We start from the raw sequence: 20062 nt of genomic DNA on the forward strand, positions 1-20062 counted from the left end.
TTATCGAACTAACAATTCTTCTTTATGAAATAATGGTAAGTATTCTTTATGAGCATCTAAAAGTGCATCTAGTACTTCCTTTGCAACTTCATCACTTGGAACTAAAGGATTAATCGTTAGTGCTAATAATGCTTTATCATAAGATCCAGTAACAGCCGCCTCAGCTCCAACTCGTTCAAATGATTTAATCTGCTGAACTAATCCATTTATTTGAGGTGGCAATTCACCTACTGATATCGGAATTGGTCCTTGCTTAGTAACGATACAATTTACCTCTACAGCTGATTCATTCGGAATCCCTTGGATAGAACCATTATTTTGAACGTTTAATACTTGGATATCCTTTTTATCATTATAAATAGATGTAATTAAGCTACATGCAGCATCACTGTAATAAGCTCCACCTCGTTTTTCAAGCTGGGGCGGTTTAATTGCTAAATTCTCATCTTTATATAATTCAAATAAATCATCTTCCAGCTTCTTAACGACCTCTGCTCGTGTAGTACCAGTTTTAAAAGATTCTAATTCTTCATCTAATATGTGTTTCGTTTTGTAATAGTAACGATGATATGGGTTAGGAAGTACACCTAATGACAAAAGAAATTCTTTTTGCCATGGCAATGGTGCGATATTTTTCATTGTCATTTGTATTTCCGGATTCGCTAATAGCTCTAATACATGTTCAGTCACTTCTTTACCATCAACATAAACATGTAGTCCATAAACCATGTGGTTTAATCCAGCAAAATCAATATGGACACGACTTTGATCTACTTCTAACAATTTAGCAATCGTCATAGTCATATTAATTGGTACATTACAAACCCCAATTACCTTTTTATGTTTACTATATCGAAGTAACGCTTCTGTAACCATGCCAGCAGGATTTGTGAAGTTAATCAACCATGCTTCAGGGCATAGTTGCTGCATTTCTTCAGCAATTTCAAGTAATACAGGTATTGTTCTTAGACCTTTAAACAGACCACCTGCACCATTGGTTTCTTGACCAATCATACCGAATTGTAAAGGTATGCGTTCATCTTTAATTCGTGCCTCTAATAAGCCTACTCGCATTTGAGTCGTTACAAAATCAGCATCTTTTAGCGCTAATTTTCGATCTAACGTTAAATGGATATCCATTGGAACTCCAGCTTCTTTTACCATTCGTTTAGCTAAATTACCAACAATCTCTAACTTTTCCTTCCCTGCTTCTATATCTACTAGCCATAATTCACATACAGGTAGCTCGTCATATCTTTTAATAAAACCTTCCACTAATTCTGGAGTATAACTAGATCCTCCACCAATTGTTACGATTTTAATTCCTTCTTTACTCATAATTGTCTCACCTCAAAATAGTTTAAGAACCGAATTTAGCATTCATTTTTATAGTGGGAATAACAGAAAATAACTCATTAATGTGCAAACAGCGGTAGAAATTATAATAAACTTTAGTGCTTGGCTTCTATTCTTGTATTTCCCTTCCAGCTTTAAGATGACAAAAGGTAAACCTATGCTACAAGCAATACTATTTGCAATAAATAATGATGTTTGGTAGGCAAAGCCTATTTGTTGAAACAGAGGACAAAGTAATAAATTGATGATTATTACGAAGGAGAAAAATATAATTGCACTTTTATAATTAAACTTTATAAACCAACTAGATTCTTTCAATCTGATCACCCTTCAAATAATTAATAAAGAAAGGTCGAACTGTTCTATAAAACAGTCCAACCTTTTCATTTTTATAATGTAAGACTTTTTTCTTCTGTTACAGACGTTACATTTTCTTCTTGTGCAAGTTTATTATCATAAACCTTAAAGAATGGTAAATACACAAAGAATGAAATTGCGATGTTAATAAACACTAGTACAATCGCTCTCCAGTCTCCGCCAGTAGATAAATAAGCCCCAATTGGTGCAGGTAAAGTCCAAGGTACCATGATATATGTAGGTCTAACAAAACCTGCAACTGTAGCAAAATATGATAATGTTGCTGTAATAAATGGTGTTAATACAAATGGAATAATTAAAATTGGATTTAACACAATTGGTGCACCGAAAATAACTGGTTCATTAATATTGAAGATACCAGGAATAATTGATGATCTACCAACAGCTTTTGTATATTGTGATTTTGAGAAAAATAACATTGCTAATACTAATCCAATTGTTGCTCCAGAGCCGCCAATCCAAATAAACCATTGAAAGAAAGTTTCAGGTGCTACGTGAGGAATAGTTTGTCCAGCTGCAACAGCTTCAGCATTTTTTGCTAAATATACTTCCCAAAGTGGTCTTGCCACTGTACCAACAATCGAGTCACCATGAATACCAAAAATCCAGAAAAATGTAATAAAGAATACCGGTACTAATACTCCTCCAAGACTGTCTCCAGCACTAACTAAAGGAGAAATTGCTTTATCAACTAAAGTATGTAAATCAATTTTAAAAACAACTGTTACTAAAGTTAAAACGAATACAACAAAAGCAACAGGAATTAATGATTCAAATGAACGTGCCACTGATGGTGGAACCGAATCTGGCATTTTAATTGTAATTTTCTTCTCTTTAAAAAATCGTAAAGATTCTACAGAAAATATAGATGTACACATTGCTACGAATAATCCATGACCACCCATATTGCCCATTGGTAAAACCATTCCAACTTTATCAACTAGTTGAGGTGTTAAAGTTAAAAGGAATGCTGCAGCCGATAATTGAGCACCTGATAATGGATCCATCTTGTAGTTTTTTGATAAGTTATATCCAATACCATAGGCTATATAGAGCGACATAATATACATAGTTAAACGATATGGAATTAAAATTTCAAAAATATGTTTTTTTGCCCAAAGTGAGATTGCCCACTTTTCTGGTAATGGAGGAAAGGCAATTATTAAGAATAAAGAACCAATAATAATAAAAGGTAGTGCAGAAATAACTCCATCACGAATTGAGCGTAAATGTTTTTGCTCAGAAATCTTTGCCATTGGGCCAGAAAGCTTATTTTCCATAAAGTTAATAAAACTGTTCATAATTCTCCCCCTTTTTCATTTTTGATAATTACTAAAATTATTTTTTAGTAATCTCTTGTACCATTGTTAATAGTTTTGGTCCACCAAGTGGTGTATAAGCCATAGGCGGTATTACTTCACATGGAACATTTGCTGCATCTGCTTCAGCTTTAAAGCTATCAAAACGGTGACGAACTTGTGGTGCTACCATGGCTACGTCCCAACCGTTTTTAACTTCCTCACCAAACTCTTGAGTTCCTACTGCTTGTACTTCCATTTCGATGCCGTTTTTTTCCGCTTCTTTTCTTAATGCATTCACAACAATCGCACTTGACATCCCGCCTGCACATACAAATAATACCTTCATACTCTTATCCTCCTAATCCAATTTGATAATATAAAAGATTCCAAAAACTGAAAACGTTTTCTATGAAGCTATTATATTCTTAATAAAATTAAATTTCAATTATTTGTTTAAAAAAATGAAATAAAATTTTAAGAAGATGTAAAAAAATTTTTCACATCTTCTTTAGGATCATCATTATTTAGTTTTCTTTAAACTGAAACTTACTCCAAGGATGTAAGAAATCTAGCAGAAAGATTTCTTCCTCTGCAATGCGTCCAACTACATTCGTTTTCCCTGAATTCTCCATATCCAGCAGTGCTATTTGCAATTCACCTTTATACTGTCCATATAATTCATTTTCTATTAAAATATCCCCTCTACGAATATGTGGAGTATAAGTAGGTTTAAACTCTTCATCTCTATATTTAACACGAGACTGTGTTGAACGAATTAAATAATCTGATACGTCCCCGCGGTAAAAATGAAACTCATCTAAAACAATCTTTTTCTCTAATTCTGTAATAGAATCATGTAAGTCAATATTTAGTGTAAATAAGTCTTTACCGTTCTGATTTAGCTCCGCAAGTTGTTTGAACTCTTCTTCAGATGCATAAGCATTTGCAATAATTACATCATCAATTAAGTCTGAATAAAATAAATGTTTTGCTTGAGTTACGACTGATAAATTACGGTGCATCTCTAAAGTACAAAGACCTTCTGATACAGGCCACGGGCCGTACGTCGCGGCCTGTGAATTAATAAATGCTGCTGTACTTATACCATGCTTTTTAAACTCTTCACTACATTTAACAAAATGTGAATAGCTTAAACCTGCATAACGATGAGGATAAAAATTATGAGATCCGATTAAATTTGATTGATTTGGTTTATAGGCTAAAATATTTTCTAGATATTTTGTAGCATTACTCATGTTAATTTCAATTTTCAACCCATATGGATTATAAGTCATAATGGACTCTTCATTCCCAGTAAACCCCATATCTAGTCTAATCCCATAAGCTCCTAAATCAGCAAAAAATGATAAATCATTATATGAAATATTTAATGTGCCAAATATCCGAGGGGCAATATCAACAATGACTTCCATCTCCAAACTATTTGCATAATCGATTATTTCTTTAAACTCTTTTATAATCTGTTCCTTGTCACCATTAACTGATAATAAACACGTAAAAATTCGTTTAAATCCATATTGATGAGCCAATTTAATATAAGCCTTATCTTTTTCAACAGTTGAGTGCTCTGGATAAATTGAAATTCCTAATTTTTTCACGATGAATCCTCCTAGTATGGTATTGGTGTAATATTTCCTAAAACAACTAAACGATTTGCTTTTGTCGCTCCAGGTACATTACTTGGTAAACCATTTAAGGTTTCATTTGCTAAAATCGCAAAGGCAATTGCTTCTTTTGCGTCTGAAGAAAAACCAATATCTTCTTGAACTAATACTTTTGAATCCACACCTAATAATTCTTGGAGCATGCGTAGTAGCGTTTTATTATGACTACCCCCGCCCCCTACAATTACCTCATCAATTGGATGATCTGGTAAAATAAACATTTTATAATTTTCAGCAATCGATTTTGCAGTAAACATCGTCATAGTAGTCACTAAATCAATCGGTGAAAGATGACTAAACTCTTTCAATATTTCATCAACAAATTGTGTACCAAATAACTCTCTTCCTGTTGTTTTAGGTATAGGTGATAAAATATAAGGAATGCTCATGCATCTTTCTAGTAATCTATCATCTACATTACCTTTAGCCGCTAAATCGCCATTAGCATCATATGGTACATTGAAATAGCGCTTACAAATTTCATCAATTATCATATTACCTGGACCAGTATCAAAGGCTACCAAATCATCGATTGTAGCATTCCTTGGTATAATCGTAACATTACCAATTCCACCAATATTTTGTAGTAAACGAGTTTTAGTTTTACTTTTATAAAGTAATAACTCAGAATGTGGAACTAAAGGTGCTCCATACCCGCCAGCTGCCATATCCATCACTCTAAAATTAGAAACAACTTTTGTCTTTGTTTCATATGCAATAACCGCTGGCTCTCCTAACTGCAATGTAGATTGAATGAAATTCCCATGAGCTTCAGGCTGGTGATAAATCGTTTGACCATGAGATCCGATAAACTCAAGTTGATCTAATGAAAATTCGTTTTTACTACAAATTTTCCTTACTGCATCTGCAAATGCATAACCAAGCTTAAAGTTTAAACTGCATAGATGCTGAGCGTTTGAAGAAACAAGTGTAATCGCATCTTGAATTTCTTTTAATAAACCTTCCTCAAGAGGAACTGTCATAAAATCAATTAATCTAACCTCTGTTTCAGGTCCACATCCAGTAATTTCTACTAAAGCTGCATCGATTCCATCTAAAGATGTACCCGACATTAGCCCAACTGCATATCCCAATTTTAGTCACTCCTTCATCTTTTTATTAATAATACCTTAAAACAGAATTTCAAATTTGTAAAAGAAAAGGGTGAAAGTTTATTTAGAATTTTTCAATAAGTAATGGATGATGTTTTTGAGAAATCAAGGAATAGAAAGAGATTTTAAAAGGCTGATTTAGTCGCTACATATCTACCATATTTCACTTCATATCTAATACATCATAATGAATTATTACTCATTTTACTCTCTCTCACAAAAATAATACTTAATAAGAAATTCAAATATACTATTTCCAAAAACGCATTCATCACTTTGAAAAATAGGTATAATTAACTTATACAAATCAGTAACTAGTAAAAAAGGATTGAATGAACATCGGAATAATTATACAATTCTTTACATATCCAAACAAAAACCCTACCTAACAATAAGGAGAATCTAAGATGAAGCATTTAGAAACACAAATAGATGAATTAGCAGAACAATATTTTACGAGACTAATAGAGATCCGTAGACATTTGCATATGTATCCTGAACTAAGTAATCAAGAATTTCAAACGACGAATTTTATCAATCAAGAATTAAAAAAAGCTAATATCAAAAAAGTACAGTTGAATAGTCCAACTGGAACTGCAGCCGAGATTAGTGGCAATTCAGGGCCAATTGTTGCACTTCGAGCTGATATTGACGCACTTCCAATTCAAGAAGAATCTGATTTACCATTTCGTTCAGTTGTTGATGGAATCGCTCATATGTGTGGACATGATGTTCATACGACTATTACACTCGGAGTTGGATTTATTTTACAGGAATTAAAACACCTAATTCCTGGTACAGTTCGATTAATCTTTCAACCTGCTGAGGAATCTGAAGGTGGCGCAGAGCAAATGATCGCTGAAGGTTTACTTAATGATGTTAAAGCAATTATTGGACTTCACAATATGCCGGACCTTCCAGTTGGTACGATTGGGATTAAAGAAGGCTTCCTAATGGCAAGTGTAGATGATTTTGACATTAAGATTAAAGGGAAAGGCGGTCACGCAGCACTTCCTGAAAAAGCAATCGATCCGATTGTGATTGGCAGTGCAGTTGTCAACCTTTTACAAACTCTAGTGAGCAGGACAATATCTCCAAAAGATTCTGCTGTCATAACTGTTGGATCGTTTCAGGCTGGGAACACAAATAACGTAATCCCTGAATTCGCAGTATTAAAAGGCACAGTTCGAACTTCAAATGAAACAATTCGAAAGCAAATTCAAGAAAACTTTCAAACACTAGTTCAAAATCTCGTATACTCACTTGGAGGAGAAGTAGAAATCGATTATCAAGTTTTACTACCACCTGTAATTAATCATTCGAAAATAACATCAGTTGTACGAGAAGCAGCAATCTCAACAGTTGGTGCAGAAAATATTTTGACTGCAGAATCAACAATGGGTGGAGAAGATTTTTCATTCTATCAACAAAAAGTGCCTGGTTCGTATATTTGGTTAGGCTCTGGAAATAAAGAAAAAGATATAACGTATGGATGGCATCATCCAAAATTTATGGTCGATGAAGACGCAATAAAAATAGGAGTCAAACTAATGACTCGATCAGTTTTTAAACTATTAACGGATACAAGTCTAGATAACTAATAGAAAAAAGTGAGATCATTGATTGAACAATGGTTTTACTTTTTTGTTTTTAATCTATTGGCTTAAATGTGTTGTATAAAAACTATTAGGTAGGTCTAACAGTTTAATTATCATTCCTTACTATAAGTTTAGCGAGCATAAATCCCAAAAGTATAACTAAACCACCAAAAAGACCGAAAATAGATCGATTATGAAAATAATCCTCGAATATTGTAGTTATAATTGCATAAAAAGCGGAGGCAAATATTATTTGAGAAATATTCATTTTCCCTATTTTTTTCATTAATTTTTCTCCCTCTTTAAATTGATATTTATTTATTCTATTTAATTGATGGATAAACCTTTATTAATGAAAACTATAGCGCCTTTTAGACCATTGAAAATTAAAAACCAATTACATACTATTTTTTCTATATACTTCGTGCTTCTTTTAAATTAATATTTTAGGACATTCATTAATATAATTACCATGTAGAGTTTATAGGGGGGATTATATGCCGGATTATGTACAAACTGCCCATTTTGAGCACTCGTTTTGGTTGCATGTGTTAAGAGACCATTCTCAATTTATATTGGATGCTTTACCGTCTAAGCAAGAGGAAGAAATTAAGATTGCAAAATCATTTTACGTAATTTTTAATAATTTATTTACTAGGGTAAATAACAATGAAAATATGAACGAAATTACAATTCAAGCAGAAAAAAGCGCTTTAGCACTACGCGATTTTAAACTTTCATTGCTAACGAAACATATTACTGACCCTAATTTTACGATTTACTTAACACCTACATTTTTAAACCATATGGTTAATGAATTAGAAGAATATTTATTAGTACTATCCTACTTAAAACAAAATCAAACCCCACCTATCTTCAATGAACTTCATCATCATTTATTATGGGTGCTAGATGCGGCAGGTCATGCGGATGCCATTTATACGAATCTCGATGGTACAGAAAAAATGCTTAGAAAGAAAAGTCATGAATTCACAAAGCATTTTGAACACTTTTATCTTAAAGCAGTAGAACTCACAGGATATTTACGTACTAAACTGAGTACATTTCCTGCATTAAAAAGAATGAATCAAGACGTAAAATTAGAAATTCAGCTATTTCAAATATTTCTAAAAGAAATTGAAGAATTAGATATTTCTAGCCAAATGTTGAGTAACTTTTCCGCTTTAATGGCAGATCATATGTACAGAGAAGAAATGTATTTCTTAAAAAAATTAGAAGAATCTTCATCCATTAATAATTAATTTTATGAAAAATAAAGCACTCTATTTAACACGTAATACGATGTGTTAAATAGAGTGCTCTTTTACTTTAATTAAATTATTGTTTTATTGAAATCCAGTTATTTTTAATTACTTTTATAACTGCATTTAAACGATCTGGAACGTCTAATTTCATTAAAATATTGGCAACGTGGTTTTTAACTGTTTTATTCGAAATAAATAATTCCTTACCAATTTGGATATTCGAAAATCCCTTTACTAAAAGGTGAAGAATTTCGTACTCCCTATTTGTAAGAAGCTGTTTTATATATGAATCATTGGGCGGCATAAAATGGATTGAATTATCCTTAAGAAACTTGTATTCTTTTATCAATTCATTCGTAAAACGGTTATCTACCATAAATTGTCCACCTTGTACTAGCTTAACAGTATTTACTAAATATGCCTCGTCAACATCTGTTAAACAAATACCTTTTACACCTACATTCAATAAACGATCTATTTCATAAAAGTCTAAAGAGTTTTTAATGGTAATAATTTTCGTAGAATCATCATGTAACATAATACTTCTTGCATACTTTACCATTTCTTCTCCGGAAACTTGAGTTATAAGAATTGAATTACTTACTTCCTGGAACGAAAAACTATCTTCTAAATTAATTTTAATAGCATTTATGTGATTAAATTCTAATATTGTACGAATACCCGCAACGAAAAGAGAATTTTCAACAAAAATAACAGTATTATTATTTCTTGGATGATTTGGAACTAATTTTGCTAACATTACTGCCACCTCCAATTTGCAAATTTTTTATAGCAACATTTGTATTGTACATATTTGAATTGATTAAATAAATTTAATATTTTTGAAATTAAAGTTAAGTACTTCTTAAACATAAGATTATTGTTATGAAAATTTAAACGAAATCGTTAAAATAAAGGATTTAAAAACTTACGGTCTTATATTATGATATCTATGTACACATATTTTTTTATTACTATAACTTTCCCAAGGAAATATTTTACTTTACAACGTTTCAACTTCTTGCTTTTTTTAATAAAAAGAGATTACGAACAAAATTTAAGAATTATTTTAATAATATAAATTTAACTATGCAGAAGATTTTCCAATAGAAAAGGTGTATCATTAAATTGTTTTCTTATCTTAAGTGTTCCTTCATACCTTATCCACAGTATAATTTTATTAGCTCCTCAAAATTAATGAAATGACTAAATTTTAACCAACGATGTCCACTATCTTTAAGTTTAAATAACTACATGTATTAGAATTTTTTATTATTAGGAGATTACTATGAATTTCGAACAATTAGAGTATATTGTTTATGTAGCAAGCGAAAAATCAATATCTAAAGCTGCCGAAAAGTTATATATCTCTACATCAGCGATAAGCCAATCGATTTCACAACTAGAAAGAGAATTAAATATAACAATATTTAATCGCTCTAGGATAGGAACTACTCCTACACCTGAAGGAAATATTGTCATAATGAAAGCAATAAATATATTATCGAATATTAAGCAATTAAACGAGGAACTTTTTAACTTAAATATTAAAAAAGAAAAACAGTTAAAAATCGTTGCAGCAACAGCGTTTTTTGATATTTTTCAGGAAGCAGTAACAAACTTCAATTTAGAAAACCCTCAAATCTCAATCGACGTTGAGGAAATGCTTCAAGAACAGTTACTAAAAAGTTTTCATCCAGATCGTTATGATGTTGGTTTCCTTCCAATAGAGAAAGAAGAATTAGATAAGTATCCAAAATTGGGTAGAAAGTTAATTAATAGAGCAAGAGTAGGTATTGTAGTTGGAAAGAATTCTAAATTATACAATTATGAATATGTAACACCCGCAGATTTAAATAATGAGAAAATAGTAATATTAAAAAATACAAAAAATGGCATAGTAAAAAAGTTTTCAAAATGTATTACTAATCATGTTATCTTAACTACAAATAATCCTAGACTACTATTAAACGTCGTTAAGGAAAGTGCTGGTTTTTCTTTTATTCATGAGTTTACAGTAAAAAACTACCCAACATTTCGTAGTGATGAACTCAAGGTAATACCGATTACATATACTGATGAAACGAATTACATCTATCAGGATATATGGGCTATTTATTCGCGAGAACATGGACTATCAAGTTCATCCAGTGAGTTTATTAAACACATATTATTTCAGTTAAATAAATAATGAAAAGGAATAGGAACAATCCATCTAAAAGGCTTTCTATTCCTTTTTTATATTATTCATGAGTAACAAATGCAATCTGAACAGATATAATTTATAATAAATAAAAAGTTTTCATGATTTCTTTAGGAGGTGATCTATTATGACAAATACTGTTAGTTTGTCAGATAAATCAACATCCCATGCAAAGCCTAGATTTAGAAAGGCGATACTTTGCATGGGTAGGTTTTACTAATCGCCCAAGTAAGCAGTTCTGATTCAACGGCTTTGCACCTTATTTACTAAATAAGAATAAGGGGCTGGCAAAGATGGCATATATAAAAGCAACTGCTATTTTACCTGAAAAATTATTATTGGAAATTCAAAAATACGTACAGGGAGAAACACTTTATATACCAAAATCTGAAAAAGTTCACAAAAAATGGGGCTCACGTTCAGGTACAAGAAAGCTAATTGATAATCGAAACCAAGCCATTAAAAAAGCATTTAAAAGCGGTCAATCAATTGAGCAATTAGCGAAAGAATATTTTCTCTCAATCGAAACAATAAAAAAAATTGTATATACTAAATAAATTAAAAAACACTGATTAACATCATCAGTGTTTTTTTATGGCAACTTTGTTTCTTACATAAACTCTACATATATAATTTCTCTTTTTTGATGTAAATTAAAGATGTTAAGTTATAAATCGAACTTTCCTCTCAAATTAGGAGTGATATAAATGAATCCTTTTATTCGAACAGAACAATATAATTTTATTAAACATCAGCTTCAAGTCTTAACAAATGGACATTCTACAGTAAATGATAAAACTGTTTTAAATGCTTTACATTCACTAGTTAATGATAGAATACTAAGTTTATTTCCTGAACTACCTGAAGATCAACTTATACTCTTCAGTCCAATTAGCACAATTAAAAATTCTGATCAAGCAGATGCTTTACTAACCCAATTAAAGCCTTTTATAATCCCATTTAAAGCAGTTTCAGAACAATCAATCAAAAAGCTATTTCCTAAAGCAAAAAAGTTAAAGATTCCTTCATTGGAAAATATTGATTTAGTTGAGACAACATATATTGGATGGGATGACTTAGGCTCTAATTCAAAATTTATTGTCACTTATTTAAATGACAAACTAATTGGTTTACAAGGTACTTTTAATCCTATGAAAAAAAGAGGTAACTGTACAATATGTAATAAATACGGTGACTTAGGATTATTCATGACAAAAACAAAAGGAAAAATTGAAGGTACTTTTACACAAAGAGGAAATTATATTTGCAAGGATAGCCAAGTCTGTAATCAAAATATTATGTCACTAGATAAGCTACATGATTTTATTATGTTGGTTAAGTAGTGAAACTAAAAAATCGCTTAGTGCTACAAACCTAAGCGATTTTTCTATTTATTATTTATTCTACGTTAGGATCTGTTGATTTCTTTTTAGAAAGAAACCAACCACCTAAAGCGATCAATAGCATGACTGACCAGAAAATCGTATTCCAGATTGGTCCTTCAACGAAATGATGTGAAATAATGTGTAGAGAAGGATGTGCCAAAGTATGCATCAGTAGTTTAACCCCTACCCATCCAACTAAAAGCATAGCTGCTGTTTCTAAACTTGGACGTGTTGTCAGCAATTTAACAAATATACCTGCCGCAAAGCGAATAACGATCAAACCTGCAATTGCTCCAATAACGATGACGATAAATTTAGCTCCATCCATGCCACCTATATTACCTATTTTTGTATTAGGTAGATCAATTACTAGCGCAACTGCAGCTAAAATAGAATCAATCGCAAAGGCAATATCTGCTAATGATATTTGAGCAACTGTCATACCAAAACTTTTTTCTTTTTTTCCTTTATCATCATCATGCTTTTTAAATAAATGCTTTAATGCTATGAAAATTAAATACGCTGCTCCGATTGCTTGAACCTGCCATACATTAAAAAGAAATGAAATAATAAAAATGGCACCGATTCGAAAAATAAAAGCTAAAAGTAAACCAATATTGATCGCTTTCTTTTGTTGTTCCTCTGGTAAATGTTTTGCCATAACAGCAAGCACTAGTGCATTATCGGCCGATAATAACCCCTCTAATAAAATTAGAATAATTAATACCCAACCGTACTCTAATAACAAAGATGGTTCCATGTTTTCCCCCTATTTAATTTACTTTTAACCTATCTTTAACTACTTTTTAAGTATATTCCCTTTTTTATAAATTCCTTATCCAAATTTTTGAATATTCTAGTACAGATTTCACCATTTATACTATTATCACCTTCAAGATAGTTGACTTAGTCAACTTTTTTAGTTTATATTATTAGTAATCTAAAATTTCAGAATATTGGAGTTAATAAAAATATGAATTATGTTGAAAAAATACGCAAATTTAACAGACATTATGCTAATGTTTTGGGAAAAATTGATCAAGAAATCTATAATCACCCTTTTCCATTAACCGAAGCGAGAATCATTACAGAAATCAAGGAAAACTACGGATGTACTGCCACAGATATTATTGAAAAACTCGGCATTGATCGTGGTTATTTAAGTCGCATTATTCAACGATTCGATGACGAAAACATCATTTCAAAAACTCAATCTCCTGAAGATAAACGTCAATATACTCTTCAATTAACAGCAAGAGGAAATGAATTTTACAATAAATTGGTTAATGATGCAAACATTGGAGTAGAAAGGATGATCCAAAGTCTTTCTACTCCAGAAATAAAAGAGCTAGTAAAATCAATGGAAACAATCGAATCAATTTTCTCACTAAATCAGACACCTATACCTGAAATATCTATTCGAACATTTAAACCTGGCCATGTTGGGTATGTCGCTTATATTCATGGAAAGATTTATAGTACAACCTTCCAATTTGGACGTGTATTTGAATATTATGTAATGAAAGGGTTAAGTGAATTTTTATTGAATTCCAACGGAGGCGAACTTTGGGTTGCAGAAGTAAATGGAGAGATCGTTGGATCAATTGCTATTACCAAGGCAAATGAGTCAGTAGCACAACTTAGATGGTTTGTATTAGATGAAAAATATCAAGGATTAGGTATCGGGAAAAAGCTAATCGAAACTGCACTCAACTTCTGTAAGAAAAATCAATTCCAACATGTATTTTTATGGACTGTAAGCACATTAGAAACCGCGCGCTATCTTTATAAAAAATATAACTTTACTTTAACAGAAGAGAAACCTAACTTTGAATGGACTGAATCTGAGTTAATTGAGGAAAGATGGGATTTACGACTTTCATAAATAAGGAATCAATATAGAAGATTTTAAGGGATACCTTTTAGATATAAAGATGGAGAAAATAATGAAAAATAAAATGATAAAGATTATAAAAATATTTTCAATCATTGCGGGAGTTATAACAGTTATTACTTTAGCTGGTTATTATACTTTAGATTATTTATTTGGAAATATGTGCGGAAACGACATTACCTATAAAGAAGTTTCTCCTAAAGGTGATAAGGTAGCTTATATTTTCGAAAGAAACTGTGGTGCTACAACTGGATATTCGTATCATCTATCTATAATGGATTCAGATCAGAAGCTAACGAATAAATCAGGTAATACATTTGTTTCAGACGATTTATTTAGAATAAATTGGATAAATAATAAGAAAATACTAGTTAATTATCCAAAGTCTACTGAGACATATGAAATGGATCGACACGTGAACGGAACTAAAATTGTATATTTGGGTAAATAAACAACACTATTTTGACCTTCCATAACAAAAAAGTAGAGGCTCTCAAAAGTCAGGTAAACTGACACGGAGGCGCCTCTTTTTTCAATCGTTAAATAGTGGATTTTAATTCAAATAGTAGGTATTTCAAAATACATCTCATCTGAGTTAATAAAATCTTTCATTTTTTATGCCTATTCTTTCTATCTACACAAATCCAAAATAACTTTTTGTAAGATATGCACTCTCTTTTAGGTTCCGTTTGCATTCTAAACGGAATTTATCTTTATTAAACCAATGAAATGCTTGCGCTACTGTTATGAAATCAACAATATTATTTTTTTAAAAATGGTTTTTAGTTTAAATTTGATGAGCATGAAGTCTAGCAAAAATCCCATCTTCCTGTGATAGTAGTTCTGTATGCGTACCATCTTCAGCAATTCCTTCTTCAGTAATGACTAAAATTCGGTCCGCTTTTTTAATTGTACCTAATCGATGGGCAATAACTAATGTTGTACGATCTTTTGATAAATCATTCAATGCCTCTTGAATAATTGCTTCTGTCTCTGTATCTAATGCTGAGGTAGCCTCATCTAATATTAGGATTGGTGGATTTTTCAAAAACATTCTAGCAATTGCTAATCGTTGTTTTTGTCCTCCAGAAAGCTTTAATCCTCTTTCACCAATTTGAGTTTCATAACCATCAGGCAATGAAGCAATTAAATCAGTTAAGTGGGCTTTTCTAGCTGCTTCTTCTATTTCTTCATCAGTTGCATTTAACTTACCGTAAGCTATATTTTCTTTTAATGTACCTGTAAATAAAAAGACATCTTGTTGAACGATGCCGATATTTGATCGCAATGATTCTTTCGTCATGTTTCGAATATCAATTCCATCAATTGTGATCGCACCGTCTAAAACATCATAAAATCTTGGAATTAATGAGCAGATTGTTGTTTTCCCTGCTCCTGAAGGACCTACGAAGGCAATTGTTTTACCAGCCTCAATAGAGAAGGAAAGATCATTTAAGATTCTACGTTTGTTTTCGTAACCAAACGAAACATTTTTGAACCGAATATCCCCTCTTAAATTAATTACTTCAATTGCATCGGGAGTATTTACAATGTCTGGCTCATTATCAATCAATTCAGTAAAACGTTTAAAGCCCGCCATACCCTTTGGATATAATTCAAGTAATGCACTGATCTTATCGATTGGTTTAAATAAAATGTTTAAATATAAAATAAACGCTACTAATTCTCCATACGATAAAATTTTCGTAAAACTTAACCAAGCTCCAAAAACTAGTATAACAAGTGTCATTAATCGAGTAGATACATAGATTCCTAGTAAATTCACACTCATAACTTTATAAGCTTTTAGTTTTGTTTTACGGAAGTATTGGTTATTTTTATTAAATCGTTTCATTTCATATTGTTCATTCGTAAAAGATTGAACTACCCTTACGCCTGAAACACTATCTTCGACTTGCGCATTTACATTCGCAATATTTCCATACATTTTACTCCATGATTTATTCATTTTCATGTTTGAGTAGGAAATCAACCAAACTAAAAATGGAACGATTATGATTGCTACTAAAGCAAGCTTCACATTAATGGTTAGCATAATCCAAAATGCACCGATGAAGGTCATTATTGCAATAAATAAATCCTCTGGACCATGGTGTGCTAATTCACCAATATCCATTAAATCATTTGTAATACGGCTCATTATATGACCAGTCTTCGTATTATCAAAGAAACGAAAAGATTGACGTTGAACATGATTAAATAACTCGCGTCGCATATCAGTCTCAATATTAATACCAAGTTTATGGCCCCAATAATTTACAACAAATTGCATACCAGAACTTACTAAATAAAGTACTAAAAGTCCTACACTAATCGAGATAATTTTACTCCAGTTCCCTTCCGGCAGCAGTTTATCAATAAACCAAGATACTGCTAAAGGAAATCCAAGCTCCATTAACCCTACTAAAATTGCACAGAAAAAGTCTATATAGAATAGCTTTTTGTGCGGGCGATAATAACTAAAAAAACGTTTAATCAATATCCAGCACCTCGAGTTCTATTGAATTTCTAGTTTGTTAGATGTTAATACCTTACCACATGTGAATAAAGTGTGCTATTATTTCAGAATCTTCCGACTACCAAACTAAAATATCGCAACATTGAATTTCATTAAGCAAGTATAAAAGACAAATTGTCTCATATTTTAATAAAGTATGTACTAATACGTTTAACTGTTCAAATGTCGAATTGTGCTTTTTAATATTTTGTAAATTCTAAATAAAATGTATTTTATTTTCAACATTAGTGTGTTACGATTCAACTTGTGTGTTACTGGATATTTTTACCATAAAGGAGGATAACTTTAATGTCGTGGTTTACAAAATGGGCCTTTAATAATAAAGCCGCCATTACCTTTTTATCAGTTCTCATTTTATTAATTGGAGTACTAAGTTACAAAAAGCTTCCAATGGAATTCCTACCAGCTGCAGACCAACCAATTGTTTCTGTCATTGTTATGGGCCAAGGTACTGATTCGAAAACAATGGAGGATCAAGTAACTACTCCGATTGAAAGTGCTGTTTCTGGTGTGAAAGGTAAAAGTCATATTTATTCAAGCACAAGCAATGGTTTTTCAAAAATTGATGTATATTATGAATCAGGAACAAATATGAAAGACGCTAAACAAGAAGTCCAAGAATCTTTAAATAAAGTCACACTACCTCAAAATGTTAGTAAACCTACAATTGTTCAATTAAATACTTCTATGATCCCTATCGCAGATGTTGCAATCACTTTCGAGGATGGATTAAGTCCGAATAATATTGATTTTGCCAACAAAAAAGTTCTTCCATATTTTAAAGACATAAAAGGCGTAGCTGACGTTCAAACATACGGTACAGAAAAATCTTTTATTTCTGTAAAAATCGATAATGCGAAGCTCACGCAAAATAAAGTATCACTAGAAACTGTCATGGGTATTATTCGCGGCCAAAATTCTGCTGTTTCAGTAGGCGAAGGTATTATAAATGATAAAACTAGTAATATTAAAGTTGTTGGGAATTTAGACAATATAGAAAAATTAAAGGGTCTTATGGTCGCTGATCATGTTAAATTAGCTGATATTGCAACTGTTGAAGTGAAAAAGCCAGCAAACAATTTAACAAGAATCAACGGTAAAGACGGATTATTATTAATTGTCACAAAGGATAGTAATTCTAATGCAGTAAGTATTACAAAGGATGTAAGAGAAGCTACTAAACACTTAAATAAAAAATATAAAAATATGAATTCAGATGTCATGGTTGCAACATCAGATATGGTTAAAACTTCTGTCCATGCAATGATTAAGGAAGTTTTACTTGGTGCATTATTTGCTACGATTGTCATCATGTTATTCTTAAGAAATGTACGATCAACACTAATTACCATCGTTTCAATTCCACTATCGCTATGTTTAACATTATTTTTACTTGCGGAGTCTGGCATTACACTGAATGTTTTAACACTCGGTGGAGTAGCTGTAGCAGTTGGACGATTAGTTGATGATAGTATTGTCGTTATTGAGAATATTTTTAGAAAAACGCAATCAGAGAAATTTTCAGTTCAAATGATTATTGATGCTACAAAAGAAGTCGGTAGCGCAATCACAGCCTCTACTTTAACGACTGTTGCTGTATTTTTACCAATAGGAATTATTAGCACAGGGCTTAAAGATTTCATGCTTCCATTTGCTTTAACGATTACTTACTCTTTATTAGCTTCCTTATTCGTCGCATTGACCGTCGTTCCATTATTAAGTGCATTCTTCCTTAAAAAGGCTAAGTTAAAAGCTCATAATCCTTCAGTACGATATAAAAAAGTACTTACTTGGTCATTAAATCATAAATGGGTAATTTTAGTCGTTTCATTTTTATTATTTGTCGGCTCAATTGGTACTTATTTCGCTATGCCAAAAGGTGCAACAGATAATTCTTCTTCAGACTTTGTTCAAACAACTTTAACGTATCCGAGTGATACACCGGTTGAAAAAGTAAAAGAAAATACACTTAAATTAGAAAAGTATATTCTTGAACAAAAAGGTATAAAAGGAGTTTACACTCAATTAGGCAGTACAGCTGATGCTGCTAAATATGGGGATGTCCGCTCTTCTACCCAAGCAGTCTATTTAATTACATTAGATGATAAAAAACTTACTGATCAAGTCGTAAAAAAAATCAATACGCAAAAATCTAACTATGTGGATGCAGAATTAAGTACAATGGCATCTAGTTTATTTGGAGGTTCTAAAACTCAAATTACGATCGATGTTGTCGGAAATAATTTAAATGATTTAGAGAATACCGCAAGTGAAATTAAAAATAAGATTAAAAATATTGATGGAGTTAAGAAAGTAACAACAAATGAGGAAGATAAAAAAACTGTTTATTCATTAGAGGTTGACCCTTCAAAGGGTAATACAGAGCAGATATCGCAACAATTATTTGTTACGTTGAATCGAACTCCACTTGGAACAGTTACAATTGATCAACAACCAACTGATGTATATCTTGAACCAATATTAGAACCTAAAACTCCAGAGGATATTAAATCAGTACCGATTATGACTAAAACCGGAATGATTCCAGTATCATCAGTCGCTACACTAAAAGTAGAGGAAAAGTCTAGTAATCTATTTCATAAAGATGGCGATCCGTATTTAAGTATATCGGCCGAAGTAAAACCAGATAAACTTTCAAAAATTAATGCGGATTTAAATAAAGTTATTTTTGGAGATAAAAAATCAAAAGGCATGAAAATTGCCGATGGTGTAAATGTATATATTGGTGGAGCTCTTGCACAACAATCAAAAGATTTCTCAGATCTATATATGATCATGCTTGTCTCAATCGGATTAGTTTTCCTAATCATGATTATTACATTTAAAACATTCCGTGCACCAATTGCTATACTATGTTCTTTACCTTTAGCTGCGATTGGAGCTGTGCTTGGATTAATTATAAGTCGTATTTCCGTTGAACCAACAGCACTATTAGGAGCATTGATGCTTATCGGAATTGTGGTGACAAACGCAATTGTATTACTAGATCGAGTAAAACAAAAAGAAAAACAAATGATTCTTCGTGAAGCAATTATCGATGCTGCAGTAACTCGTATTCGACCAATTCTCATGACAGCCGTTGCTACAATTTGCGCAATGCTACCATTACTTTTCAAAAAAGCCGAAACCGGTAGCCTAGTATCCCAAAGCCTTGCAGTTGTAGTAATTGGCGGTTTAACTGTTTCAACATTATTAACACTAATTGTCATTCCTGTTATTTATGAATTACTTTATTTTAGAAAATCTAGGAAGCAACGTAGACAGCAAGATACTAATAAGCCAGTAAGTTTGTAAATAAAAAGGGATATCTCAATAATTTTGAGAT

General features: G+C 31.6%; 16 protein-coding genes. 8 read left to right on the forward strand and 8 right to left on the reverse strand.

The genetic code is table 11. The features are described from left to right. The 5 genes from RAH41_RS18230 to anmK all read right to left on the reverse strand — a co-directional run bounded on the left by RAH41_RS18230 (position 1) and on the right by anmK (position 5814). Entirely contained in the window at positions 1 to 1338 is a 1338-nt protein-coding gene (locus RAH41_RS18230) for a 6-phospho-beta-glucosidase (RefSeq protein WP_331224508.1), read from the reverse strand. A gap of 407 nt (positions 1339 to 1745) precedes the next feature. Beyond that, entirely contained in the window at positions 1746 to 3035 is a 1290-nt protein-coding gene (locus RAH41_RS18235) for a PTS sugar transporter subunit IIC (protein WP_331224510.1), read from the reverse strand. Positions 3036 to 3072: 37 nt separating this feature from the next. Continuing rightward, entirely contained in the window at positions 3073 to 3381 is a 309-nt protein-coding gene (locus RAH41_RS18240; RefSeq protein ID WP_331224512.1) for a PTS sugar transporter subunit IIB, read from the reverse strand. Positions 3382 to 3559: 178 nt separating this feature from the next. Beyond that, positions 3560 to 4654 (reverse strand): DUF871 domain-containing protein, encoded by a 1095-nt coding sequence (locus RAH41_RS18245; RefSeq protein ID WP_331224514.1) that lies wholly within the window; start codon positions 4652 to 4654, stop codon positions 3560 to 3562. Positions 4655 to 4665: 11 nt separating this feature from the next. Next, positions 4666 to 5814: an anhydro-N-acetylmuramic acid kinase AnmK gene (gene anmK, locus RAH41_RS18250; RefSeq protein WP_331224515.1), complete on the reverse strand. Its 1149-nt coding sequence runs from the start codon at positions 5812 to 5814 to the stop codon at positions 4666 to 4668. 425 nt (positions 5815 to 6239) lie between these two features. Here anmK and RAH41_RS18255 point away from each other — a divergent pair, with 425 nt between their 5' ends. Together RAH41_RS18255 and RAH41_RS18260 are read left to right on the forward strand one after the other, a co-directional pair. Then, positions 6240 to 7433 (forward strand): amidohydrolase, encoded by a 1194-nt coding sequence (locus tag RAH41_RS18255; protein WP_331224517.1) that lies wholly within the window; start codon positions 6240 to 6242, stop codon positions 7431 to 7433. 494 nt (positions 7434 to 7927) lie between these two features. Further along, positions 7928 to 8692, forward strand: coding sequence for a DUF2935 domain-containing protein (locus tag RAH41_RS18260; RefSeq protein WP_331224519.1), 765 nt, complete (start codon positions 7928 to 7930; stop codon positions 8690 to 8692). A 76-nt stretch (positions 8693 to 8768) separates the two neighbouring features. Here RAH41_RS18260 and RAH41_RS18265 read toward each other — a convergent pair whose 3' ends face one another. Next, positions 8769 to 9455: a response regulator transcription factor gene (locus tag RAH41_RS18265; protein WP_331224521.1), complete on the reverse strand. Its 687-nt coding sequence runs from the start codon at positions 9453 to 9455 to the stop codon at positions 8769 to 8771. A gap of 528 nt (positions 9456 to 9983) precedes the next feature. Between RAH41_RS18265 and RAH41_RS18270 the strand changes: the two genes are divergently transcribed. From RAH41_RS18270 to RAH41_RS18280, 3 genes are all read left to right on the forward strand, one after another. Continuing rightward, positions 9984 to 10886, forward strand: coding sequence for a LysR family transcriptional regulator (locus RAH41_RS18270; RefSeq protein ID WP_331224523.1), 903 nt, complete (start codon positions 9984 to 9986; stop codon positions 10884 to 10886). Between the two features lie 305 nt (positions 10887 to 11191). Continuing rightward, positions 11192 to 11455, forward strand: coding sequence for a CD3324 family protein (locus tag RAH41_RS18275; protein WP_331224525.1), 264 nt, complete (start codon positions 11192 to 11194; stop codon positions 11453 to 11455). Between the two features lie 150 nt (positions 11456 to 11605). Then, positions 11606 to 12241, forward strand: a complete 636-nt coding sequence (locus tag RAH41_RS18280; protein ID WP_331224526.1) for a FusB/FusC family EF-G-binding protein — start codon at positions 11606 to 11608, stop codon at positions 12239 to 12241. 55 nt (positions 12242 to 12296) lie between these two features. Here the strand turns inward: RAH41_RS18280 and RAH41_RS18285 are convergent, their stop codons facing one another. Beyond that, entirely contained in the window at positions 12297 to 13043 is a 747-nt protein-coding gene (locus RAH41_RS18285; RefSeq protein ID WP_331224527.1) for a TerC family protein, read from the reverse strand. Positions 13044 to 13256: 213 nt separating this feature from the next. Between RAH41_RS18285 and RAH41_RS18290 the strand changes: the two genes are divergently transcribed. Both RAH41_RS18290 and RAH41_RS18295 read left to right on the forward strand, forming a co-directional pair. Next, positions 13257 to 14168, forward strand: a complete 912-nt coding sequence (locus RAH41_RS18290) for a helix-turn-helix domain-containing GNAT family N-acetyltransferase (RefSeq protein ID WP_331224529.1) — start codon at positions 13257 to 13259, stop codon at positions 14166 to 14168. Positions 14169 to 14229: 61 nt separating this feature from the next. Next, entirely contained in the window at positions 14230 to 14628 is a 399-nt protein-coding gene (locus RAH41_RS18295; protein ID WP_331224531.1) for a hypothetical protein, read from the forward strand. 336 nt (positions 14629 to 14964) lie between these two features. Here RAH41_RS18295 and RAH41_RS18300 read toward each other — a convergent pair whose 3' ends face one another. Continuing rightward, positions 14965 to 16677, reverse strand: a complete 1713-nt coding sequence (locus RAH41_RS18300) for an ABC transporter ATP-binding protein (protein WP_331224532.1) — start codon at positions 16675 to 16677, stop codon at positions 14965 to 14967. A 327-nt stretch (positions 16678 to 17004) separates the two neighbouring features. On the opposite strand from RAH41_RS18300, the gene RAH41_RS18305 reads away from it, so the two are divergent. Then, positions 17005 to 20031, forward strand: a complete 3027-nt coding sequence (locus tag RAH41_RS18305) for an efflux RND transporter permease subunit (RefSeq protein WP_331224533.1) — start codon at positions 17005 to 17007, stop codon at positions 20029 to 20031. The last annotated feature ends 31 nt before the right edge of the window (positions 20032 to 20062 follow it).

It is taken from the genome of Gottfriedia acidiceleris (assembly GCF_036421055.1).
Classification (GTDB): Bacteria; Bacillota; Bacilli; order Bacillales; family Bacillaceae_G; genus Gottfriedia; species Gottfriedia acidiceleris_C.

Excerpts from the sequence above, each read along its gene's own strand:
- RAH41_RS18295 (WP_331224531.1), top strand. The coding sequence starts at position 14,230 with ATGAAAAATAAAATGATAAAGATTATAAAAATATTTTCAATCATTGCG.
- RAH41_RS18275 (WP_331224525.1), top strand. The coding sequence starts at position 11,192 with ATGGCATATATAAAAGCAACTGCTATTTTACCTGAAAAATTATTATTG.
- RAH41_RS18260 (WP_331224519.1), top strand. The coding sequence starts at position 7,928 with ATGCCGGATTATGTACAAACTGCCCATTTTGAGCACTCGTTTTGGTTG.
- RAH41_RS18280 (WP_331224526.1), top strand. The coding sequence starts at position 11,606 with ATGAATCCTTTTATTCGAACAGAACAATATAATTTTATTAAACATCAG.
- RAH41_RS18255 (WP_331224517.1), top strand. The coding sequence starts at position 6,240 with ATGAAGCATTTAGAAACACAAATAGATGAATTAGCAGAACAATATTTT.
- RAH41_RS18230 (WP_331224508.1), bottom strand. The coding sequence starts at position 1,338 with ATGAGTAAAGAAGGAATTAAAATCGTAACAATTGGTGGAGGATCTAGT.
- RAH41_RS18235 (WP_331224510.1), bottom strand. The coding sequence starts at position 3,035 with ATGAACAGTTTTATTAACTTTATGGAAAATAAGCTTTCTGGCCCAATG.
- RAH41_RS18290 (WP_331224529.1), top strand. The coding sequence starts at position 13,257 with ATGAATTATGTTGAAAAAATACGCAAATTTAACAGACATTATGCTAAT.
- RAH41_RS18285 (WP_331224527.1), bottom strand. The coding sequence starts at position 13,043 with ATGGAACCATCTTTGTTATTAGAGTACGGTTGGGTATTAATTATTCTA.
- RAH41_RS18305 (WP_331224533.1), top strand. The coding sequence starts at position 17,005 with ATGTCGTGGTTTACAAAATGGGCCTTTAATAATAAAGCCGCCATTACC.
- RAH41_RS18240 (WP_331224512.1), bottom strand. The coding sequence starts at position 3,381 with ATGAAGGTATTATTTGTATGTGCAGGCGGGATGTCAAGTGCGATTGTT.
- RAH41_RS18270 (WP_331224523.1), top strand. The coding sequence starts at position 9,984 with ATGAATTTCGAACAATTAGAGTATATTGTTTATGTAGCAAGCGAAAAA.
- RAH41_RS18265 (WP_331224521.1), bottom strand. The coding sequence starts at position 9,455 with ATGTTAGCAAAATTAGTTCCAAATCATCCAAGAAATAATAATACTGTT.